This window comes from Streptomyces albireticuli, from assembly GCF_002192455.1.
Classification (GTDB): domain Bacteria; phylum Actinomycetota; class Actinomycetes; order Streptomycetales; family Streptomycetaceae; genus Streptomyces; species Streptomyces albireticuli_B.
The window spans coordinates 4,153,081-4,170,377 of sequence record NZ_CP021744.1 but is presented as its reverse complement, the minus strand read 5'-3'; the positions used below and the strand labels follow the sequence as shown (position 1 = coordinate 4,170,377).

At 70.8% G+C, this 17,297-nt stretch carries 12 protein-coding genes and 5 tRNA genes; 8 read left to right on the top strand and 9 right to left on the bottom strand.

The genetic code is table 11. The annotated features are described in order from the left end of the window. Positions 1-479 precede the first annotated feature (479 nt). The 4 genes from SMD11_RS18010 to SMD11_RS17995 all read right to left on the bottom strand — a co-directional run bounded on the left by SMD11_RS18010 (position 480) and on the right by SMD11_RS17995 (position 4,185). A tRNA-Lys gene (locus SMD11_RS18010) sits at positions 480-552 on the bottom strand. Positions 553-684: 132 nt separating this feature from the next. Further along, a complete protein-coding gene (locus SMD11_RS18005; RefSeq protein ID WP_087927427.1) occupies positions 685-2,937 on the bottom strand; it encodes a DEAD/DEAH box helicase in 2,253 nt (750 codons plus the stop codon). A gap of 204 nt (positions 2,938-3,141) precedes the next feature. Beyond that, positions 3,142-3,651, bottom strand: coding sequence for a hypothetical protein (locus SMD11_RS18000; RefSeq protein ID WP_159395317.1), 510 nt, complete (start codon positions 3,649-3,651; stop codon positions 3,142-3,144). 183 nt (positions 3,652-3,834) lie between these two features. Continuing rightward, on the bottom strand, positions 3,835-4,185 hold the full coding sequence (locus SMD11_RS17995) for a metallopeptidase family protein (protein WP_087930580.1): 351 nt from the start codon (positions 4,183-4,185) through the stop codon (positions 3,835-3,837). A gap of 274 nt (positions 4,186-4,459) precedes the next feature. Between SMD11_RS17995 and SMD11_RS17990 the strand changes: the two genes are divergently transcribed. The 6 genes from SMD11_RS17990 to SMD11_RS17965 all read left to right on the top strand — a co-directional run bounded on the left by SMD11_RS17990 (position 4,460) and on the right by SMD11_RS17965 (position 9,376). Then, positions 4,460-4,532: transfer RNA gene (locus SMD11_RS17990), tRNA-Glu, on the top strand. A 39-nt stretch (positions 4,533-4,571) separates the two neighbouring features. Then, positions 4,572-4,646, top strand: a tRNA-Asp gene (locus SMD11_RS17985). Positions 4,647-4,669: 23 nt separating this feature from the next. Then, positions 4,670-4,743, top strand: a tRNA-Phe gene (locus SMD11_RS17980). Between the two features lie 97 nt (positions 4,744-4,840). Continuing rightward, positions 4,841-8,821, top strand: coding sequence for an ATP-dependent RNA helicase HrpA (gene hrpA / locus SMD11_RS17975; RefSeq protein ID WP_087927425.1), 3,981 nt, complete (start codon positions 4,841-4,843; stop codon positions 8,819-8,821). A gap of 106 nt (positions 8,822-8,927) precedes the next feature. After that, a tRNA-Asp gene (locus tag SMD11_RS17970) sits at positions 8,928-9,002 on the top strand. Between the two features lie 107 nt (positions 9,003-9,109). After that, positions 9,110-9,376: a DUF6274 family protein gene (locus tag SMD11_RS17965; RefSeq protein WP_159395316.1), complete on the top strand. Its 267-nt coding sequence runs from the start codon at positions 9,110-9,112 to the stop codon at positions 9,374-9,376. A 470-nt stretch (positions 9,377-9,846) separates the two neighbouring features. On the opposite strand, the gene bldC is transcribed toward SMD11_RS17965, so the two are convergent. Beyond that, positions 9,847-10,053 (bottom strand): developmental transcriptional regulator BldC, encoded by a 207-nt coding sequence (bldC, locus tag SMD11_RS17960; protein WP_003949541.1) that lies wholly within the window; start codon positions 10,051-10,053, stop codon positions 9,847-9,849. A gap of 501 nt (positions 10,054-10,554) precedes the next feature. Then, positions 10,555-11,400 carry a hypothetical protein gene (locus tag SMD11_RS17955; protein WP_087927423.1) on the bottom strand — a complete coding sequence of 282 codons (846 nt, stop codon included), beginning with the start codon at positions 11,398-11,400 and terminating at the stop codon, positions 10,555-10,557. 201 nt (positions 11,401-11,601) lie between these two features. Here SMD11_RS17955 and SMD11_RS17950 point away from each other — a divergent pair, with 201 nt between their 5' ends. Further along, complete coding sequence (locus SMD11_RS17950) at positions 11,602-12,708, top strand: Leu/Phe/Val dehydrogenase (RefSeq protein WP_087927422.1); 1,107 nt, start codon at positions 11,602-11,604, stop codon at positions 12,706-12,708. A 386-nt stretch (positions 12,709-13,094) separates the two neighbouring features. Beyond that, positions 13,095-13,352 carry a DUF3073 domain-containing protein gene (locus SMD11_RS17945; protein ID WP_087927421.1) on the top strand — a complete coding sequence of 86 codons (258 nt, stop codon included), beginning with the start codon at positions 13,095-13,097 and terminating at the stop codon, positions 13,350-13,352. Positions 13,353-13,420: 68 nt separating this feature from the next. On the opposite strand, the gene purM is transcribed toward SMD11_RS17945, so the two are convergent. The 3 genes from purM to SMD11_RS17930 all read right to left on the bottom strand — a co-directional run bounded on the left by purM (position 13,421) and on the right by SMD11_RS17930 (position 17,185). Next, on the bottom strand, positions 13,421-14,491 hold the full coding sequence (gene purM, locus SMD11_RS17940; RefSeq protein ID WP_087927420.1) for a phosphoribosylformylglycinamidine cyclo-ligase: 1,071 nt from the start codon (positions 14,489-14,491) through the stop codon (positions 13,421-13,423). Positions 14,492-14,530: 39 nt separating this feature from the next. Beyond that, positions 14,531-16,048 (bottom strand): amidophosphoribosyltransferase, encoded by a 1,518-nt coding sequence (gene purF, locus SMD11_RS17935; protein ID WP_087927419.1) that lies wholly within the window; start codon positions 16,046-16,048, stop codon positions 14,531-14,533. Positions 16,049-16,384: 336 nt separating this feature from the next. After that, positions 16,385-17,185, bottom strand: a complete 801-nt coding sequence (locus SMD11_RS17930; RefSeq protein WP_087927418.1) for a maleylpyruvate isomerase family mycothiol-dependent enzyme — start codon at positions 17,183-17,185, stop codon at positions 16,385-16,387. Positions 17,186-17,297: the final 112 nt, after the last annotated feature.

Genomic DNA, 17,297 nt, shown 5'->3' with positions numbered 1-17,297 from the left:
TCGCCCCGGCTCTCCCCCGGCTCTCCCGCCGGGGCACGCCCGAAGCGCATGTCCCGTCGGCCGCCGGGGAATTCACGGCCGGGGCGGCCGGAGGGGGTGTCACCCGGCGGCCGGGCACCGGGCGTAGGCGCGCCGCCGCCCCGTCCGCCATGGGCGCCGGCGCGCCCCCTCCGGCGACCCGGTGCGCGGAAACCCCGCGCGGCCGACGAGACGAGACGTAGGAGACGACGCGCGGGCGCGTCACGCGACAAGAGGTGCGCGACAAGAGGTGTACGTGTCGTGCGATAGCCCTTTGGTACGACATCGACCTGAGGAAGCGGCGGAACGGTGCATACGGAAGAGATGTCTCCGCATACGTTCTCCGGCGGGGTGCCGACCGGCCCGTGAAGGGCCTCCCCAAACAGCGGAGCGCCCCGCCCGGTAAGCCCGGACGGGGCGCTCCTTCGCAGGTCAGCCGGGTTTCCCGGCGCCTGCCGCGGTAGGCCGTGTGGGACTCGAACCCACAACCAATGGATTAAAAGTCCACTGCTCTGCCAATTGAGCTAACGGCCCGCACCCCGCAGCATAGCCCGGCCGACCGCGTTATCCCGAGTCGTTATGGCCCACGCAACGGCCGGGGGTGGCGAAGCAGAGGGGCCCGTACGACACCGGTGTGTCGTACGGGCCCCAAGTCACCTGCGGTTATCAGCCGTTGCGCTTCCAGCGCGGCTTGTCGTCACGGCGACCGAAGGAGCCGGTGCCGGTGCCGCCGCGGTGGTCGTCACGACGGCCGTACGGGCGGTCGCCGCCGCCGGTGCGGTGGCCGCCGGAGGGGCGGTCGTCGCGGCGGTCGCGGTTGAACGGGCGGTCGCTGCCACCGGAGCGGAAGCCACCGGAGGGACGGTCGTCACGGCGGAAGCCACCGGACGGGCGGTCGTCACGGCGGAAGCCGCCACCGGCCGGACGGTCATCGCGGCGCTCGTCGCGACGGAAACCACCCGAGGGGCGGTCGTCACGGCGGAAGCCGCCACCGGCCGGACGGTCGTCACGACGCTCGTCGCGACGGAAACCACCGGACGGGCGGTCGTCACGGCGGAAGCCGCCACCGGCCGGACGGTCGTCACGACGGAAACCACCGGACGGGCGGTCGTCGCGACGGAAGCCACCCGAGGAGCGGTCGTCACGACGGTCGTCGCGACGGAAGCCACCCGAGGGACGGTCGTCACGACGCTCGTCACGGCGGAAACCACCGGACGGGCGGTCGTCGCGACGGAAGCCACCGGAGGAGCGGTCGTCACGGCGGTCGTCACGGCGGAAGCCACCCGAGCGGTCGTCGCGGCGGTCGAAGTTGCCACGCTCGTCACGGCGCTCGTAGGCCGGGGCGGCCTGGGCCGGCACAGCGGCGGCGGCAGCGGCCTTCTCGGCCTCGGCCTCGTTGGCGGCGGCCTCGGCCGCGGCGGCCACGGCGGCCTCCGGGTCCTCACCGCGCTCACGGGCGGCGCGCGCGGTCAGGCGGTCGGCCTCCTCGCGGAGCTCGGTCGCACGGCGCTGGGCGCGCTCGAGCTGACGGGTGAGCTCCTGGAGGTCGCGCTCGGCCTGCTTGGCGGCGTTGGCCGCGGAGTCGGCCTGGACCTCGGTGAGGGAGCGGGCGCCGGTGATCTTGGCGACCTCCTCGTCGAAGGCGCCGGAGCCGCCGACGATGTGGCGCGAGGCGTCGACGCCCGCGTCCTCCATCAGGCGGAAGATCTGCTTGCGCTGGTGCGGCAGGGCCAGGGAGACGACCGTGCCGGACTGGCCGGCGCGGGCCGTACGGCCGGAGCGGTGCAGGTAGTCCTTGTGGTCACCGGCGGGGTCGACGTTCAGGACCAGGTCGATGCCGTCGACGTGGATGCCGCGGGCGGCGACGTCGGTGGCGACCAGGCAGTTCACGTAGCCGGCCTTGAAGTCCTCGAGGACCCGGCTGCGGGCGCCCTGGGTCATACCGCCGTGCAGGGCGTCGGCCTTCACGCCGGCGTCGAGCAGCTGCTCGGCGACGCGGTCGGCACCCAGCTGGGTGCGGACGAAGATGATGGTGCGGCCCTTACGGGCGGCGATGGCGGCGGTGACCGGCGCCTTGTCCTTCGGCTTCACGACGAGGACGTGGTGGGTCATCGTGGTGACGGCGCCGGCGGAGGGGTCGACCTCGTGCGTGATCGGGTTGACCAGGTAGCGCTTGACCAGGGTGTCGATCTCGTTCTCCAGGGTGGCGGAGAACAGCAGGCGCTGGCCGCCGGCCGGCACCTGGTCGAGGATCTCGGTGACCTCGGGCAGGAAGCCCATGTCGGCCATCTGGTCGGCCTCGTCGAGGACGGCGACCTGGACCTTGTCGAGCTGGGCGGCACCGCGGTTGAGGATGTCGCGCAGACGGCCCGGGGTGGCGACGAGGATGTCGACGCCGCGCTCCAGGGCGTAGATCTGGTTGCCCATGGACGTACCGCCGCAGACGACCTTCATCTTCAGGCCGAGGACGTCGCCGTAAGGCTGGAGGGCGTCGGCGACCTGCATCGCGAGCTCGCGGGTCGGGGTGAGGATCAGGCCGCGGGGGCGCTTCTTCTCGGTGTGGCCGCCGGCCAGCGTGGACAGCAGCGGGAGGCCGAAGGAGAGCGTCTTGCCGGAGCCCGTGCGGCCACGGCCGAGGATGTCCTTGCCGGCCAGGGCGTCCGGGATGGTCGCGGCCTGGATCGGGAACGGGGTGGTGACACCGTTCTGCGCGAGCTTGCGGACGATCGCGTCGTCCAGACCGAGGTCACCGAAGGTGATCGTCGGCTCGGCGGGCTCGGCGGCCTCTTCGGCGACGGCCTCGGCGGCCTGGGGGGCGTCGGTGTCGAGGGCGTCAACGGCGTCGACGGTCTCGACAGCCTCGGTGACGACGATCTCGTCGCCCTCGGGCATGACGGTGTTCTCAGTGGAAATAGACATGCGAAATGCGAAACCTTCCGGAGTTTCGGCACGCGCCCAAGCTCCGTGTCGGCTTCACAAATGACCGCCTCGATGCGGTCAGCCACGGCAAGGTAAGGAACGCGCCACACGGCGCGCTTCTGTCAGGCGCCGGGCAAATGGGATCAAACGATCTACCACCATACGCACCCACCACCCCTGAGCGCAAGCCGCCCCCCGAATGGCCTACGCCACAGGGCCCGCCTGCGGGCCCGGCTGGGGCGCCGGCGGGGTGGTGGACGGCGGCGCCTGGGTGGCGGGCGGCGGCGGTGCGGGGCTGCTCGGCGGCGGCTGCGGCGCCTGGGAGGGCGCGGGCGGCTTGCCCGGTACCGGGACGGTACCGGGACCCGAGCCGGGCGGCTTGGGCTTGCCACCGGGCTTGCCCGGCTTCGCCGCCTCCGGGGACGCCTCGGGGTCGTCGGAGGGCGAGGCGGAGGAGGACGCGGCGGCCGCGCCCTTGGCCGCCGGGCTGCCGCTCGCGCCCTTCACGGCCCGCGCGTCCGGGCGGCCGGGCCGGCCGCCCGGGATCCGCACCCCGCCGTCCGGCTCCGGCGCGGCCTCGCGCCGCTTGTCCGCGCCCGGTGACGGGGTGGGCCGCTCCGGGTCGCTCACGCTCATGCACCCCCCGAGGGCCAGGGCCGCGACGGCCACCGCCGCGATCCGGGTGACGGCTGTGTGAGCTGAGGTGGAGCGCATGAAGGGGACCGCCTTCGGATCGCGTGGGACAGGCCCCCTGCCCAACTGGCCCCGCCCCGCGCAGGACACGCGCGGCACGCTGTCACGCGCCTCACCCGCCCCCGGGGCACCGGAGGCCCCTTCGGCCCCGCACTCCCGCCCTCTCCCACAGCCCGGCCCACCCCGCCCCCGGGGCGCGGCCGGTCAGCCGTACCCGAGCGCGTGCAGCCGCTCGTCGTCGATGCCGAAGTGGTGCGCGACCTCGTGAACGACCGTCACCTCCGTCTCGTGGACGACCTCTTCCCGGTCCTCGCACATCCGCAGCGTCGGGCCCCGGTAGATCGTGATCCGGTCCGGCAGCACCCCGGCGTACCACTCGCCGCGCTCGGTCAGCGGCGTCCCCTCGTAGAGGCCGAGCAGCTCAGGGTCGTCCGCCGGGGGCTCGTCCTCCACGAACACCGCGACGTTGTCCATCAGCCGCGTCAGCTCCGGCGGGATCCGGTCCAGGGCCTCGGCGACCAGTTCCTCGAACTCCTCGCGCGTCATCTCCAGCACGCTCGCCATTGTCCGGCACGGGCGCGCTCCGCGCCGTACCCCGGAACGGCCTTCGGCGCGGCCCCGGGCCCCGCACCCACCGGGACCGGCCACCCGCCCCCGCGGCCGCACCGGCCCCGCCCGTCACCCGCCCGCGCGGGGCCGCGCCCGGCCGCCGGCGAGCCGCCGAGCGGGCCGGCGACAAGCCGCCGGCAAACCGTTTTGGCGTTTCTCCCTGCATCCCATATGCTTCTCACGTCCCCGAGGCGCTGCGAAGCGCCCAGGTGGGCCATCAGCCCTCATCGTCTAGTGGCCCAGGACGCCGCCCTTTCAAGGCGGTAGCACGGGTTCGAATCCCGTTGGGGGCACGCTTTACCGTGTGCGAGACTAGTGCTCGCACATAGCAAGGTCCTGTGGAGCAGTTTGGAGTGCTCGCCACCCTGTCAAGGTGGAGGCCGCGGGTTCAAATCCCGTCAGGACCGCTGCGATCTCTCGTAGGTCGCGTGGCTGGGTAGCTCAGTTGGTACGAGCGTCCGCCTGAAAAGCGGAAGGTCGCCGGTTCGACCCCGGCCCCAGCCACAGCGTGAGCCCCTCGTCCTCGGACGGGGGGCTCAGTGGTTTGCCCCGGGAAATGCGTTCGCCGCTTTCCGGCGGCTGGTGCGATCCTGGACCTCGTATGTCTACGCAGCCTGCCTCCGCCACCTTCGCCGGCCTCGCCGCCCGCCTGCCCGAGCTGACGCCGCACGACGCGCAGCGGCTGGGCCGCCGGCTCGACGGTGCGCGCCGCATCCGCAAGCCAGAGGCCCGTACGGCCGTGCTGGCCGAGATCGCGACCGACGTCGACACCGCCGAGCTGCGCGTCGCGGCACGCCGGGCCGCCGTCCCCGAGATCACCTACCCAGAACAGCTGCCGGTCAGCCAGAAGAAGGACGAGATCCTCGCGGCGATCCGTGACCACCAGGTCGTGATCGTCGCGGGTGAGACCGGCTCCGGCAAGACCACCCAGATCCCCAAGATCTGCCTGGAGCTCGGCCGGGGCGTGCGGGGCCTGATCGGCCACACCCAGCCGCGCCGGATCGCGGCCCGCACGGTCGCGGAGCGGGTCGCCGAGGAGATGCGGACGCCGCTGGGCGGGGCGGTCGGCTGGAAGGTCCGCTTCACCGACCAGGTGGGCGGCGACACCCTCGTCAAGCTGATGACGGACGGCATCCTGCTCGCCGAGCTCCAGACCGACCGCGAGCTGCGCCAGTACGACACGATCATCATCGACGAGGCCCACGAGCGCAGCCTCAACATCGACTTCATCCTGGGCTACCTCGCCCAGCTGCTCCCCCGCCGCCCCGACCTCAAGGTCGTCATCACCTCGGCGACGATCGACCCGGAGCGCTTCTCCCGGCACTTCGGCGACGCCCCGATCATCGAGGTGAGCGGGCGGACGTATCCGGTCGAGGTGCGCTACCGGCCGCTGCTGGAGGAGGACTCCGAGGACTCCGACCGCGATCAGATCACCGCGATCTGCGACGCCGTGGACGAACTCCAGCGCGAGGGCGACGGCGACATACTCGTCTTCCTCTCCGGCGAGCGGGAGATCCGGGACACCGCGGACGCCCTGGAGAAGAAGTTCGGCCGCGCCGGCGGCGCCGTCGCGCAGACCACCGAGATCCTGCCGCTGTACGCCCGGCTGTCCCACGCCGAGCAGCACCGCGTCTTCCAGCGGCACACGGGCCGCCGTGTCGTCCTCGCGACGAACGTCGCGGAGACGTCCCTGACCGTGCCGGGCATCCGCTATGTGATCGACCCCGGCTTCGCCCGGATCTCCCGCTACAGCCACCGCACCAAGGTCCAGCGGCTGCCGATCGAGGCGGTCTCGCAGGCCAGCGCCAATCAGCGCAAGGGCCGCTGCGGCCGTACGAGCGACGGCATCTGCATCCGGCTGTACTCCGAGGACGATTTCCTCGCCCGGCCGGAATTCACGGACGCGGAGATCCTCCGGACGAATCTGGCGTCCGTCATCCTCCAGATGACCGCGGCCGGGCTCGGCGACATCGAGAAGTTCCCCTTCATCGACCCGCCGGACCGCCGCAACATCAAGGACGGCGTCGACCTGCTGGTCGAGCTGGGGGCGCTGGACCCGCAGCAGAAGGACCCGAAAAAGCGGCTCACTCAGCTGGGCCGCAAGCTCGCCCAGCTGCCGGTGGACCCCCGGCTGGCCCGTATGGTCCTGGAGGCCGACCGGAACGGCTGTGTCCGCGAGGTGATGGTGATCGCCTCCGCGCTCTCCATCCAGGACCCGCGCGAGCGGCCCTCGGAGAAGCAGGCGCAAGCCGATCAGCAGCACGCCCGGTTCAAGGACGAGACGAGCGATTTCCTCGCCTTCCTCAACCTCTGGCGCTATGTGCGCGAGCAGCAGAAGGCGCTGTCGTCGTCGGCCTTCCGGCGCATGTGCAAGTCGGAGTTCCTGAACTATCTGCGGATACGCGAGTGGCAGGACATCTACTCCCAGCTGCGTACGGTCGCCAAGCAGATGGGCGTCCACCTCTCGGAGGACGACGCCCCCGAGGACCGGGTGCACCAGTCGCTGCTGTCCGGCCTGCTCTCGCACATCGGCCTGAAGGACACCGAGAAGAACGAGTATCTCGGTGCCCGCAGCGCGAAATTCGCGGTCTTCCCCGGTTCGGCGCTGTTCCGCAAGCAGCCGCGCTGGGTGATGTCGGCGGAGCTGGTGGAGACGTCGCGGCTGTGGGCGCGGGTCAACGCCAAGGTCGAGCCGGAGTGGATCGAGCCGCTCGCCCAGCACCTGGTGAAGCGCAATTACAGCGAGCCGCACTGGGAGCAGAAGCAGGCGGCCGTGATGGCGTACGAGCGGGTGACGCTCTACGGCGTACCGATCGTGGCCCAGCGGAAGGTCAATTACGGGCGGATCGACCCGGAGACCAGCCGTGAGCTGTTCATCCGCAACGCCCTGGTCGAGGGCGACTGGCGGACGCACCACGAGTTCTTCCACGACAACCGCAAGCTGCTCGGCGAGGTGGAGGAGCTGGAGCACCGGGCCCGCCGCCGCGACATCCTGGTGGACGACGAGACGCTCTTCGACTTCTACGACCAGCGGCTGCCGGACCATGTGGTGTCGGGGGCGCACTTCGACTCGTGGTGGAAGCACAAGCGGCGGGAAGAGCCGGAGCTGCTCAATTTCGAGCACTCCATGCTCATCAACGAGAACGCCGAGGCGGTCACCAAGGACGACTACCCGGATTCCTGGCGGCAGGGCCGGCTGAAGTTCCGGGTGACGTATCAGTTCGAGCCGGGCGCGGACGCGGACGGCGTGACCGTCCACATCCCGCTCCAGGTGCTCAACCAGGTCTCCGCCGAGGGCTTCGACTGGCAGATCCCGGGGCTGCGCGAGGACCTGGTGACGGAGCTGATCCGCTCGCTGCCCAAGCCGATCCGCCGGAACTACGTCCCGGCGCCGAACTACGCCAAGGCGTTCCTGGACCGGGCCGTGCCGCTCCAGGAGCCGCTCGCCACCACGCTGACCCGTGAGCTCCAGCGGATGGTGGGCGTCCGGATGGAGCCGGAGGACTTCGACCTCGCCAAGGTCCCCGACCACCTGAAGATCACTTTCCGGATCGTCGACGAGCGCAAGCGGAAGATCGCCGAGGACAAGGACCTGGAGGCGCTGCGGCTGCGGCTCAAACCGAAGACGCAGGCCGCGATCACCAAGGCCTTCGAGCAGGCGTCGGAGGCCGCGGGCGAGAGCGGCGGCCCGCGCGGCCCGGAGCAGCGCTCGGGGCTCACCCGGTGGACCATCGGGACGCTGCCGCGCACCTTCGAGACCCGGCGGGCGGGGCAGCCCGTCAAGGCGTACCCGGCGCTGGTGGACGAGGGCGCCTCGGTGGCCGTGCGGCTCTTCGACACCGAGGCGGAGCAGCGGCAGGCGATGTGGCGGGGCACCCGCCGCCTCATCCTGCTCAACCTCCCCTCCAACCCCGCGAAATTCGCCCAGGACAAGCTCAGCAATCAGCAGAAGCTCGCCCTGTCGGCGAATCCGCACGGCTCCATCCCGGCGCTCTTCGACGACTGCGTCGCGGCCGCGGCCGACAAGCTGATCGCGGCGCGCGGCGGCCCGGCGTGGGACGAGGAGTCCTTCCGCAAGCTGTTCGACGCCGTGCGGGCCGACATCGTCGACGCGACGCTGGACACCATCCGCAAGGTGCAGGAGGTGCTGGCCGCCTGGCAGTCGTGCGAGCGCCGGCTGAAGAGTCCGCCGCTGTCCACGTCGCTGCCGCTGGTGCCGTCCGTCGCGGACGTCCGGGAGCAGCTGACCGAGCTCGTCGGCCCGGGGTTCGTCACCGCGCACGGCGTCCGCAGGCTGCCGGACGTGCTGCGCTATCTGGTGGCCGTCGACCGGCGGCTGACGCAGCTGCCGTCCAACGTGGACCGCGACCGGGCCCGGATGGCGAAGGTCAAGGAGATGCGGGACGAGCACGCCTGGCTGCTGGAGCAGTTCCCCAAGGGGCGTCCGGTGCCCCAGGAGGCCCTGGACATCCGCTGGATGATCGAGGAGCTGCGGGTCAGCTACTTCGCGCACGCCCTCGGCACGGCGCACCCGGTGTCGGACAAGCGGATCGTGAAGGCGATCGACCAGCTGGCCCCGTAGCTCGTCCGGGTCCGTTCCGGTGCGGGTCCGGATCGGGTTCGACTGCACCCCCTGACCTGCTGTAGAGTCTGTTTCGCAGCACCGCGAGAGCGGGAAAGCGAAGCAAGGTCCTGTGGAGCAGTTTGGAGTGCTCGCCACCCTGTCAAGGTGGAGGCCGCGGGTTCAAATCCCGTCAGGACCGCATTGTTTGAAGGCCCGGATCCCTTTCGAGGGATCCGGGCCTTCTTGCATCCGACCTTGACTGGGACACGTGCCAGGGGTACCCAGACAGTGGAGGTGCTGCGCTCCATGACGACGACCACCCGCACGACCGAGCCGAAGCGGACCGAGAGCATCCGGCATGAGACGAGGGCGCTCCTGCGCGCCCACCTCTCGGCCGCCTCGGGCTACCGCCATCTGACCCGACACTGCGCGGTGTGCCACCGGCTGCTGCGGCTCGCCCAGGAGGCGGCGGGAAGTCATCAGGAGAAGGTCCCCGACGGGACCCCCGTGCCCGGACCCGGGGCCGCCCCCGCGACCGGGCCGGCCCGGGACGAAAGTCCCCGCACCGGGTGACCAACGGCGGGCGTCGCGGCGGCAGTCGGGTGACAGGCTGGAGGCCGGACTCCCGCGCTCCGGACACCGCGCGCTTCATTACCGCACCGACACGGTGAGTGACAAGCGGGTTGCGCTGTGATGGGAGTCACCGAAAGAGTTTCCAGAGTGATGGAACTTACCCCCTCCCTACAACGGGTCAATTTAATATGTGCAATTGCACTCCACCCGAAAGGGTTCGGCGGGGCTCCGGCGCCGACCCGTCGGGGCGCCGGGGGAGCGCTCGGCGGGGATCCGGCGGAGGCCGGCCGGGCATAAAAAGATCGCGCTGGACCCGGCGGAGTCCAGCGCGATCGACGACCGGCCCAAGTCGGTGGGCAGGGAACCTGTTGGGGCAGGGTCCCCGGTCGTGTGAAGCAGGTGAAGCTTGTTCGGGCGTCCGTCCGGGTTGGGGGCCCCGGAAAGTGCCCGGCAGTGCGTCAGGCTGTTGTTCAGGCCTCGCTGCGCTGCTGCGGAATGCCCGCCAGCAGGGCGCGGACCTCCGCTTCGCGGTAACGGCGGTGTCCTCCGAGCGTGCGGATGGACGTGAGCTTGCCTGCCTTGGCCCAGCGGGTGACCGTCTTCGGGTCCACGCGGAACATCGTGGCAACCTCAGCCGGGGTCAGCAGCGGCTCGGCATCAGGGGTGCGAGCGGTCATGAGCGGCCTCCTCGGGAGAACCAGACATGGAGTCGGTTCTTTCCTCTAAATTCTGCACCTTGACCCACGTTGCCCGAAATGGCGGACGCGGGCCGAGTCGGTTATAGGACGAACGGCTTGTCCTCGGCACTACAACTACACCATCCGTCCAGCCACGTCGGCCAAACCGATGGAATTGCCCTCTCAGGTGTTCAACCTCGACGGAAGCCGATGGACCATGCCATAGCGGACAGTCACGCCACCGTGACGATCAGTCACAGCGGGATCAGGGGTCACCAGACCCGTCAAGGAGTGCAATACCGATCTATCCACCCGAAGTTGGACGGAAGGAGTCCTTCCCGGACTCCTTGTCCTATTTTGCCACGAGGCTGGGCGATGGGCGCAAGACCTAACGTAAGTGCGTTAGGTCACGGTTGCCTCATTGGCCCGGATCGGGACCTAGGTCCTGTCACCGGCGCCACAGGAGCCCTCGGGAACCTCTCCGAACACCGTTATGGGACTTCAGTTCGCGTACTGGCGGTTCCGCACTGCGCTCCAACGCTCCGTCAGCCGCTCGTACGCCTCGCCCGCCCGCGCGCCGTCCCCCGCGCGCAGCGCCGCCAGCCCCTCGGCCGTGTCACCCGCGGAGTGGTCATCCGCGAGGTCCGCCTCCGGCACCATATGCACCAGGCCGCCGTAGTCCAGCTCGACCAGGGAGCGCGGATGGAACTCCTCCAGCCAGCGCCCCACGTCCACCAGGCCGTCGATCAGCGGCCCCTCGTCGATCGCGTCCTTGAGCGTGCGCAGGCCGCGGGCCACCCGGCGCCGGGCCTCGACCATGGGCGTGCGGTAGCGCAGCACCAGTTCCTTGCGGGGGCCGTCGCCCTTGCCGTACTCGCGCTCCTCGTCGGCGAAGAGGACGAACCAGCGCAGCGGCACCTGCCAGGTCGCCGTGCGGATCCACGGCCGGGCGTCGGGATTGCGCTCCAGCCAGTGCTCGTAGTCCGCCTCGGCCTGGCGGCGGACCACCGGCGGCAGCGCCGCGTCCAGCACCGGGGTGGGCAGGCTCTCGGCGAGCTCCTCCAGCGCGAGCCAGCCCCGCAGCCGGGTCCGCCAGGGACAGACGCACAGGACGCCGTCGAGGAGCGCCACGAAGGCGTCACCGCTCTCGTGCACCGGCACCGGCACCGGCGGGGTGGGCAGCAGGTCCGCGAGCGAGCGACGGAGCTCGTCCTGCACCCCCGGGAGGTTCTCGCGCCGGGCGTACCGCTCCCAGTGGCCGCGTTCCGGTTCCGGGAATGCGCCCAGAGGTTCATAGACCCGCAGATATGCCGCGTACGGGACAGTCACCGACGACGCCGATCCCACACTCGCTCCCTCAAACCGGAGGACACTCCAGGGAGTTGCCGAGCCCTCCCCGTACTGTCCAAATCGTCCCATGGCGCGGCACCTCGGGAGAGTGATCCTCGGCACGGGACCGGCCCCCCGGGCCGGCAGGTCTTACCCTCGTGCCAACCGGCCCTCCACCACCCCCGGAGGGCGACCTCCGCGACATATGGAGTCACCACAGTGACTGACGTACGTCCCACCGATGAAGCTGACGGCGTGCTGCACACATTGTTCCGGTCCGACCAGGGCGGTCATGAGCAGGTCGTGCTCTGCCAGGACCGGGAGAGCGGCCTCAAGGCCGTGATCGCCCTCCACTCCACCGCCCTGGGCCCCGCCCTCGGCGGCACCCGCTTCTACCCCTACGCCTCGGACGAGGCCGCGGTCCTGGACGCGCTCAACCTCTCCCGCGGCATGTCGTACAAGAACGCGCTGGCGGGGCTCGACCACGGCGGCGGCAAGGCTGTGATCATCGGGAACCCCGATGAGATCAAGACCGAACAACTGCTGCTGGCCTACGGACGGTTCGTCGCCTCCCTCGGCGGGCGCTACGTCACCGCGTGCGACGTCGGCACGTACGTGCAGGACATGGACGTGGTCGCCCGGGAGAACCCCTGGACCACCGGCCGCTCCCCCGAGAACGGCGGCGCGGGCGACTCCTCCGTCCTCACGGCCTTCGGGGTGTTCCAGGGCATGCGGGCCGCCGCGCGGACCCAATGGGGCGAGCCGACGCTGCGCGGGCGCCGGGTCGGCGTCGCGGGCGTCGGGAAGGTCGGCCACCACCTGGTCGAGCACCTGATCGAGGACGGCGCGGAGGTCGTGATCACCGACGTGCGCGCGGAGGCCGTCGAGCGGATCATCGCCCGGCACCCCCGGGTGACCGCCGTGACCGACGCCGATGTGCTCGTCCGCACGCCGCTCGACGTCTACGCCCCGTGCGCCCTCGGCGGCGCGCTGGACGACGACACCGTGGCGGCGCTCACCGCCACCGTGGTCTGCGGCGCGGCCAACAACCAGCTGGCCCACCCGGGCGTCGAGAAGGACCTCGCCGACCGCGGGATCCTCTACGCGCCGGACTACGTGGTGAACGCCGGCGGAGTGATCCAGGTGGCCGACGAGCTGCACGGTTTCGACTTCGATCGCGCCAAGGCCAAGGCGACCAAGATTTTCGACACGACGTTGGCCATATTCGATCGGGCGAAGGCGGACGGGATCCCTCCGGCCGCCGCCGCGGACCGGCTCGCCGAGCAGCGCATGGCGGAGGCGCGGGCCGGTGTGCTGACCGGCTGAACCAGCTCTCCCCACCGGCCGGGCGCCGGTCACCCGAGGGTGGCCGGCGCCCGTTCACGAAGGGTGGTCCGGTCGCACGCTCGGTACCCGCACAGCGTTCCCTACAGACGGGCCACCCTGGCCGAAGTGCGAGAGATCCCTCACCACCTCATCGGCGGGTCGGCGCCCGAGACACGTTAAAATCGCTGCTGACCAGCGGGGACGGGGCTCCCCTCGGGTTGTGCTGCGTGGCACGTCATGCGGGCGACGTACCGTATGGCCGCGGAAGCAGGTACCGTTGAAGCCCTACAGGCCGGATCCTCCCCGAGGGTCCGCTCTGACTCATGAACGTGAACGCGTGTCAAGACTCTGGGGCCGTCGAGCCCCGTCACTGAGGGGGTCGAGCCATGGGGCGCGGCCGGGCCAAGGCCAAGCAGACAAAGGTCGCCCGCCAGCTGAAGTACAACAGCGGCGGGACCGACCTCTCACGTCTGGCCAATGAGCTGGGCGCATCGCCGACGAAGCAGCCGCCGAACAGCGAGCCGCTCGAAAAGGACGATGAGCTGGAGGACGATCCGTACGCTCAGTACGCGGATCGTTACAACGATGAGGACGAGGACGAGCAAGCGCCCGACCACTCCTCGACATATCGTCGCCGCGCTTGACGCTGTAACTCTCACCGGCCCGGTCCGAGGCCTTACCTCGGACCGGGTTCTGTGCTGCCCGGAGGCAATCAGCCGGCGTGGTGGTCACCCGTCAGCGTCACGGCCTCGGCGCGGTCGCCGCGCTCGGTGATCTCGCCCGCGACCCAGGACTCCACGCCCCGGTCCGCGAAGGTCGCCAGGGCCACGTCCACGGACTCCTGCGGTACGACCGCGATCATGCCGACGCCCATGTTGAGCGTCTTCTCCAGCTCCGGGCGCTCGACCCCGCCCAGCCGGCCGACCAGGTCGAAGACCGGGCCCGGCGTCCACGTCGACCGGTCGACCGTCGCGTGCAGGCCCGCCGGCATCACCCGGGCCAGGTTGTTGGCCAGTCCCCCGCCGGTGATGTGCGAGAAGGCGTGCACATCGGCCGTCCGGGTGAGCGCCAGGCAGTCCAGCGAGTAGATCTTGGTGGGCTCCAGCAGCTCCTCGCCGAGCGTCCGGCCGAACTCCGGAACCTCGCGGTCCAGCTCCCAGCCGGCCCGGTCGAAGAGCACATGGCGGACCAGCGAGTACCCGTTCGAGTGAAGTCCGGACGAGGCCATCGCGATGACCGCGTCGCCCTCGCGGATGCGGTCCGCGCCCAGCACCCGGTCGGCCTCGACGACGCCCGTACCGGCGCCGGCCACGTCGAAGTCGTCCGCGGCGAGCAGCCCGGGGTGCTCGGCGGTCTCGCCGCCGACCAGCGCGCAGCCCGCGAGGACACAGCCCTCGGCGATGCCCTTGACGATCGCGGCCACCCGCTCCGGGTAGACCTTGCCGACGCAGATGTAGTCGGTCATGAAGAGCGGCTCGGCACCGCAGACGACCAGGTCGTCGACGACCATGCCGACGAGGTCGTGGCCGATCGTGTCGTAGACGCCCATGCGGCGGGCGATGTCCACCTTCGTGCCGACGCCGTCGGTGGCGGAGGCCAGGAGGGGGCGCTCGTACCGCTTGAGGGCACTGGCGTCGAAGAGGCCGGCGAAGCCGCCGAGCCCGCCGACGACCTCGGGGCGGGTGGCCTTCTTCACCCACTCCTTCATCAGGTCCACGGCGCGGTCGCCCGCCTCGATGTCGACGCCCGCGCTTGCGTAGCTGGCACCAGTGGTCTCAGACATGTGTTTGAGATCTTTCGTGTCGTTCGGTACTACGGGGCGTTACGGGCGACGGAGGGCGTCGGCGGCGTCCGTGCCACCGGCCAGCTCGGTCTCCAGAAGCTGCTTGCCGAGGAGCTCGGGGTCGGGGAGCGGCATGGGGTACTCCCCGTCGAAGCACGCGCGGCACAGGTTCGGCTTGGCGATCGTGGTCGCCTCGATCATCCCGTCGAGCGAGATGTACGCCAGGGAGTCCGCGCCCAGCGACTTGCCGATCTCCTCGACCGACATGCCGTTGGCGATCAGCTCGGCGCGGGTGGCGAAGTCGATGCCGAAGAAGCACGGCCACTTCACCGGCGGGGACGAGATGCGGACATGCACCTCGGCCGCGCCGGCCTCGCGCAGCATCCGCACCAGGGCCCGCTGGGTGTTGCCGCGGACGATGGAGTCGTCCACGACGACCAGGCGCTTGCCCTGGATGACGTCCCGCAGCGGGTTGAGCTTGAGGCGGATGCCCAGCTGGCGGATGGTCTGGCTCGGCTGGATGAAGGTCCGGCCGACGTAGGAGTTCTTGACCAGACCGGTGCCGTACGGGATCCCGCTGGCCTCGGCGTAGCCCACGGCGGCGGGGGTGCCGGACTCCGGGGTCGGTATCACCAGGTCGGCCTCGACCGGGGCCTCGGCGGCGAGCCGGCGGCCCATCTCCACCCGGGAGAGGTAGACGTTGCGGCCCGCGATGTCGGTGTCGGGGCGCGCGAGGTAGACGTACTCGAAGACACAGCCCTTGGGCCGGGCCTCGGCGAAGCGGGAGGTCCGCAGGCCGTTCTCGTCGATGGCGACGAGCTCGCCGGGCTCCACCTCGCGTACGAAGGAGGCGCCGCAGATGTCCAGGGCGGCGGTCTCGGAGGCCACCACCCAGCCGCGCTCCAGACGCCCCAGGACCAGCGGGCGGATGCCCTGCGGGTCACGGGCGGCGTAGAGGGTGTGTTCGTCCATGAAGACGAGGGAGAAGGCGCCCTGGACGTCCGGGAGGACCTTGGTGGCCGCTTCCTCGATCGTCAGCGGCTTGCCGTCCTCGTCGGTCTGGCCCGCCAGCAGGGCCGTGACCAGGTCGGTGTCGTTGGTCGCCGCGACCTGGGTGGCACGGCCGTTCTCCCGGGGGAGCGCCGCGACCATCTCGGCGAGCTGGGCCGTGTTGACCAGGTTGCCGTTGTGACCGAGCGCGATCGAGCCGTTGGCCGTCGCCCTGAAGGTCGGCTGGGCGTTCTCCCACACCGAGGCTCCGGTGGTGGAGTAGCGGGCGTGTCCGACCGCGATGTGTCCCTGGAGGGAACCCAGGGAGGTTTCGTCGAAGACCTGGGAGACCAGTCCCATGTCCTTGAAAACGAGGATCTGGGAGCCGTTGCTCACCGCGATGCCCGCGGACTCCTGTCCACGGTGCTGCAGCGCATACAGCCCGAAATAGGTGAGTTTGGCGACCTCTTCACCCGGAGCCCAGACACCGAAGACGCCGCAAGCGTCCTGGGGGCCCTTCTCACCGGGGAGCAGGTCGTGGTTGAGTCGTCCGTCACCACGAGGCACGTGTACAAGTCTATTGCAGGTCCGAGGTTCATCCGAACCGGGGACGACAAGGAATGGCTCACACCACGGACAGCCACTTGACGGGTACAGGCAATCACCTTCAGGATCGCTGCCCGAGTGGCATCCGCGGTTCTTCGCGAGGCGCCTCCGTGACGGCCGCGGGCGCAATGCCGGGAGCCTCCCGCGCCGCGCCCGGCGGGCCTTTCCGAGGGAATCCTCCTCTCATTTCCTCTTTTCTCGGCAGATTCCCGCTCCGTCGGCCCTGGCGTTTTCCTGATTTCCCCTTCATTTCCGCCTCCGGACGCCCCGGAAGGGCCGCCCGGAGGCGGTGTCCGGTCAGCCCATGACGGGCAGGTGCGCGGAGAGGTCCGCGCGCTCCCCGCTCGCGGAGACGGCCGCCTCGTCGAGCGCGGCGGCCCAGTCCGTACGGCCGGTGGCGAGGCGGAGCCAGGTGACGGGGTCGGTCTCGACCACGTTGGGCGGGGTGCCCCGGGTGTGCTTGGGGCCTTCGACGCACTGGACGACCGCGAACGGCGGGACGCGGACCTCGACCGACCCGCCGGGCGCCTTGAGGGCGAGGGCGTCGGCCAGCATGCGGGTGCAGTTGGCGAGGGCCTGCCGGTCGAACGGGACGTGGACGCCCAGCGCGGCGGCCAGGTCGTCGGAGTGCACGACGAGCTCGACGCAGCGGGTGACCAGGAAGTCGTCCAGGCGCATCGCGCCGACCCGGGAGGCGAGCAGGCGGTCGTCCGGGGCGGGCACGACGATCCGGTCGAAGCGCTCGGCGACCTGGTCGAAGATCTCCGTCGGCGCGGCGCCGCGGTCAGCCATCTCATGGGCGAGTTCGTCGACCCTCCCGGCGATGGCCCGGGTCGCGAACGGCCATTCCTGGACCGGGACTTCCAGCTTCGGGGGCGCCGGCTTCTCCAGGGTGTCGCTCACGTGGTCGAGGATGATGGCGATGTGGGAGACGAGCTCACGGACGGTCCAGTCGCCCAGCCGGGTGGGCAGCGCCAGCTGCTCGGCGGACAGGCCGGCCGTCACCTCGCGCACGTGCTGGAACTGCGCGAGGACGGCGGCGCGGGTCTTGGCGGAGTCGTAGCGGCGGGCGCGCGGTTTACGCGGTGCGGCAGACATGGCCCGACCCTAGTCCGACGCGGCGAGCGGCGACCCGCACGCCACGAAGTGCTCTCCGTCACAAGGGACTCCGGGCGGGCACGCCCGTACGGACCCTCCGGAGCCCGGTATG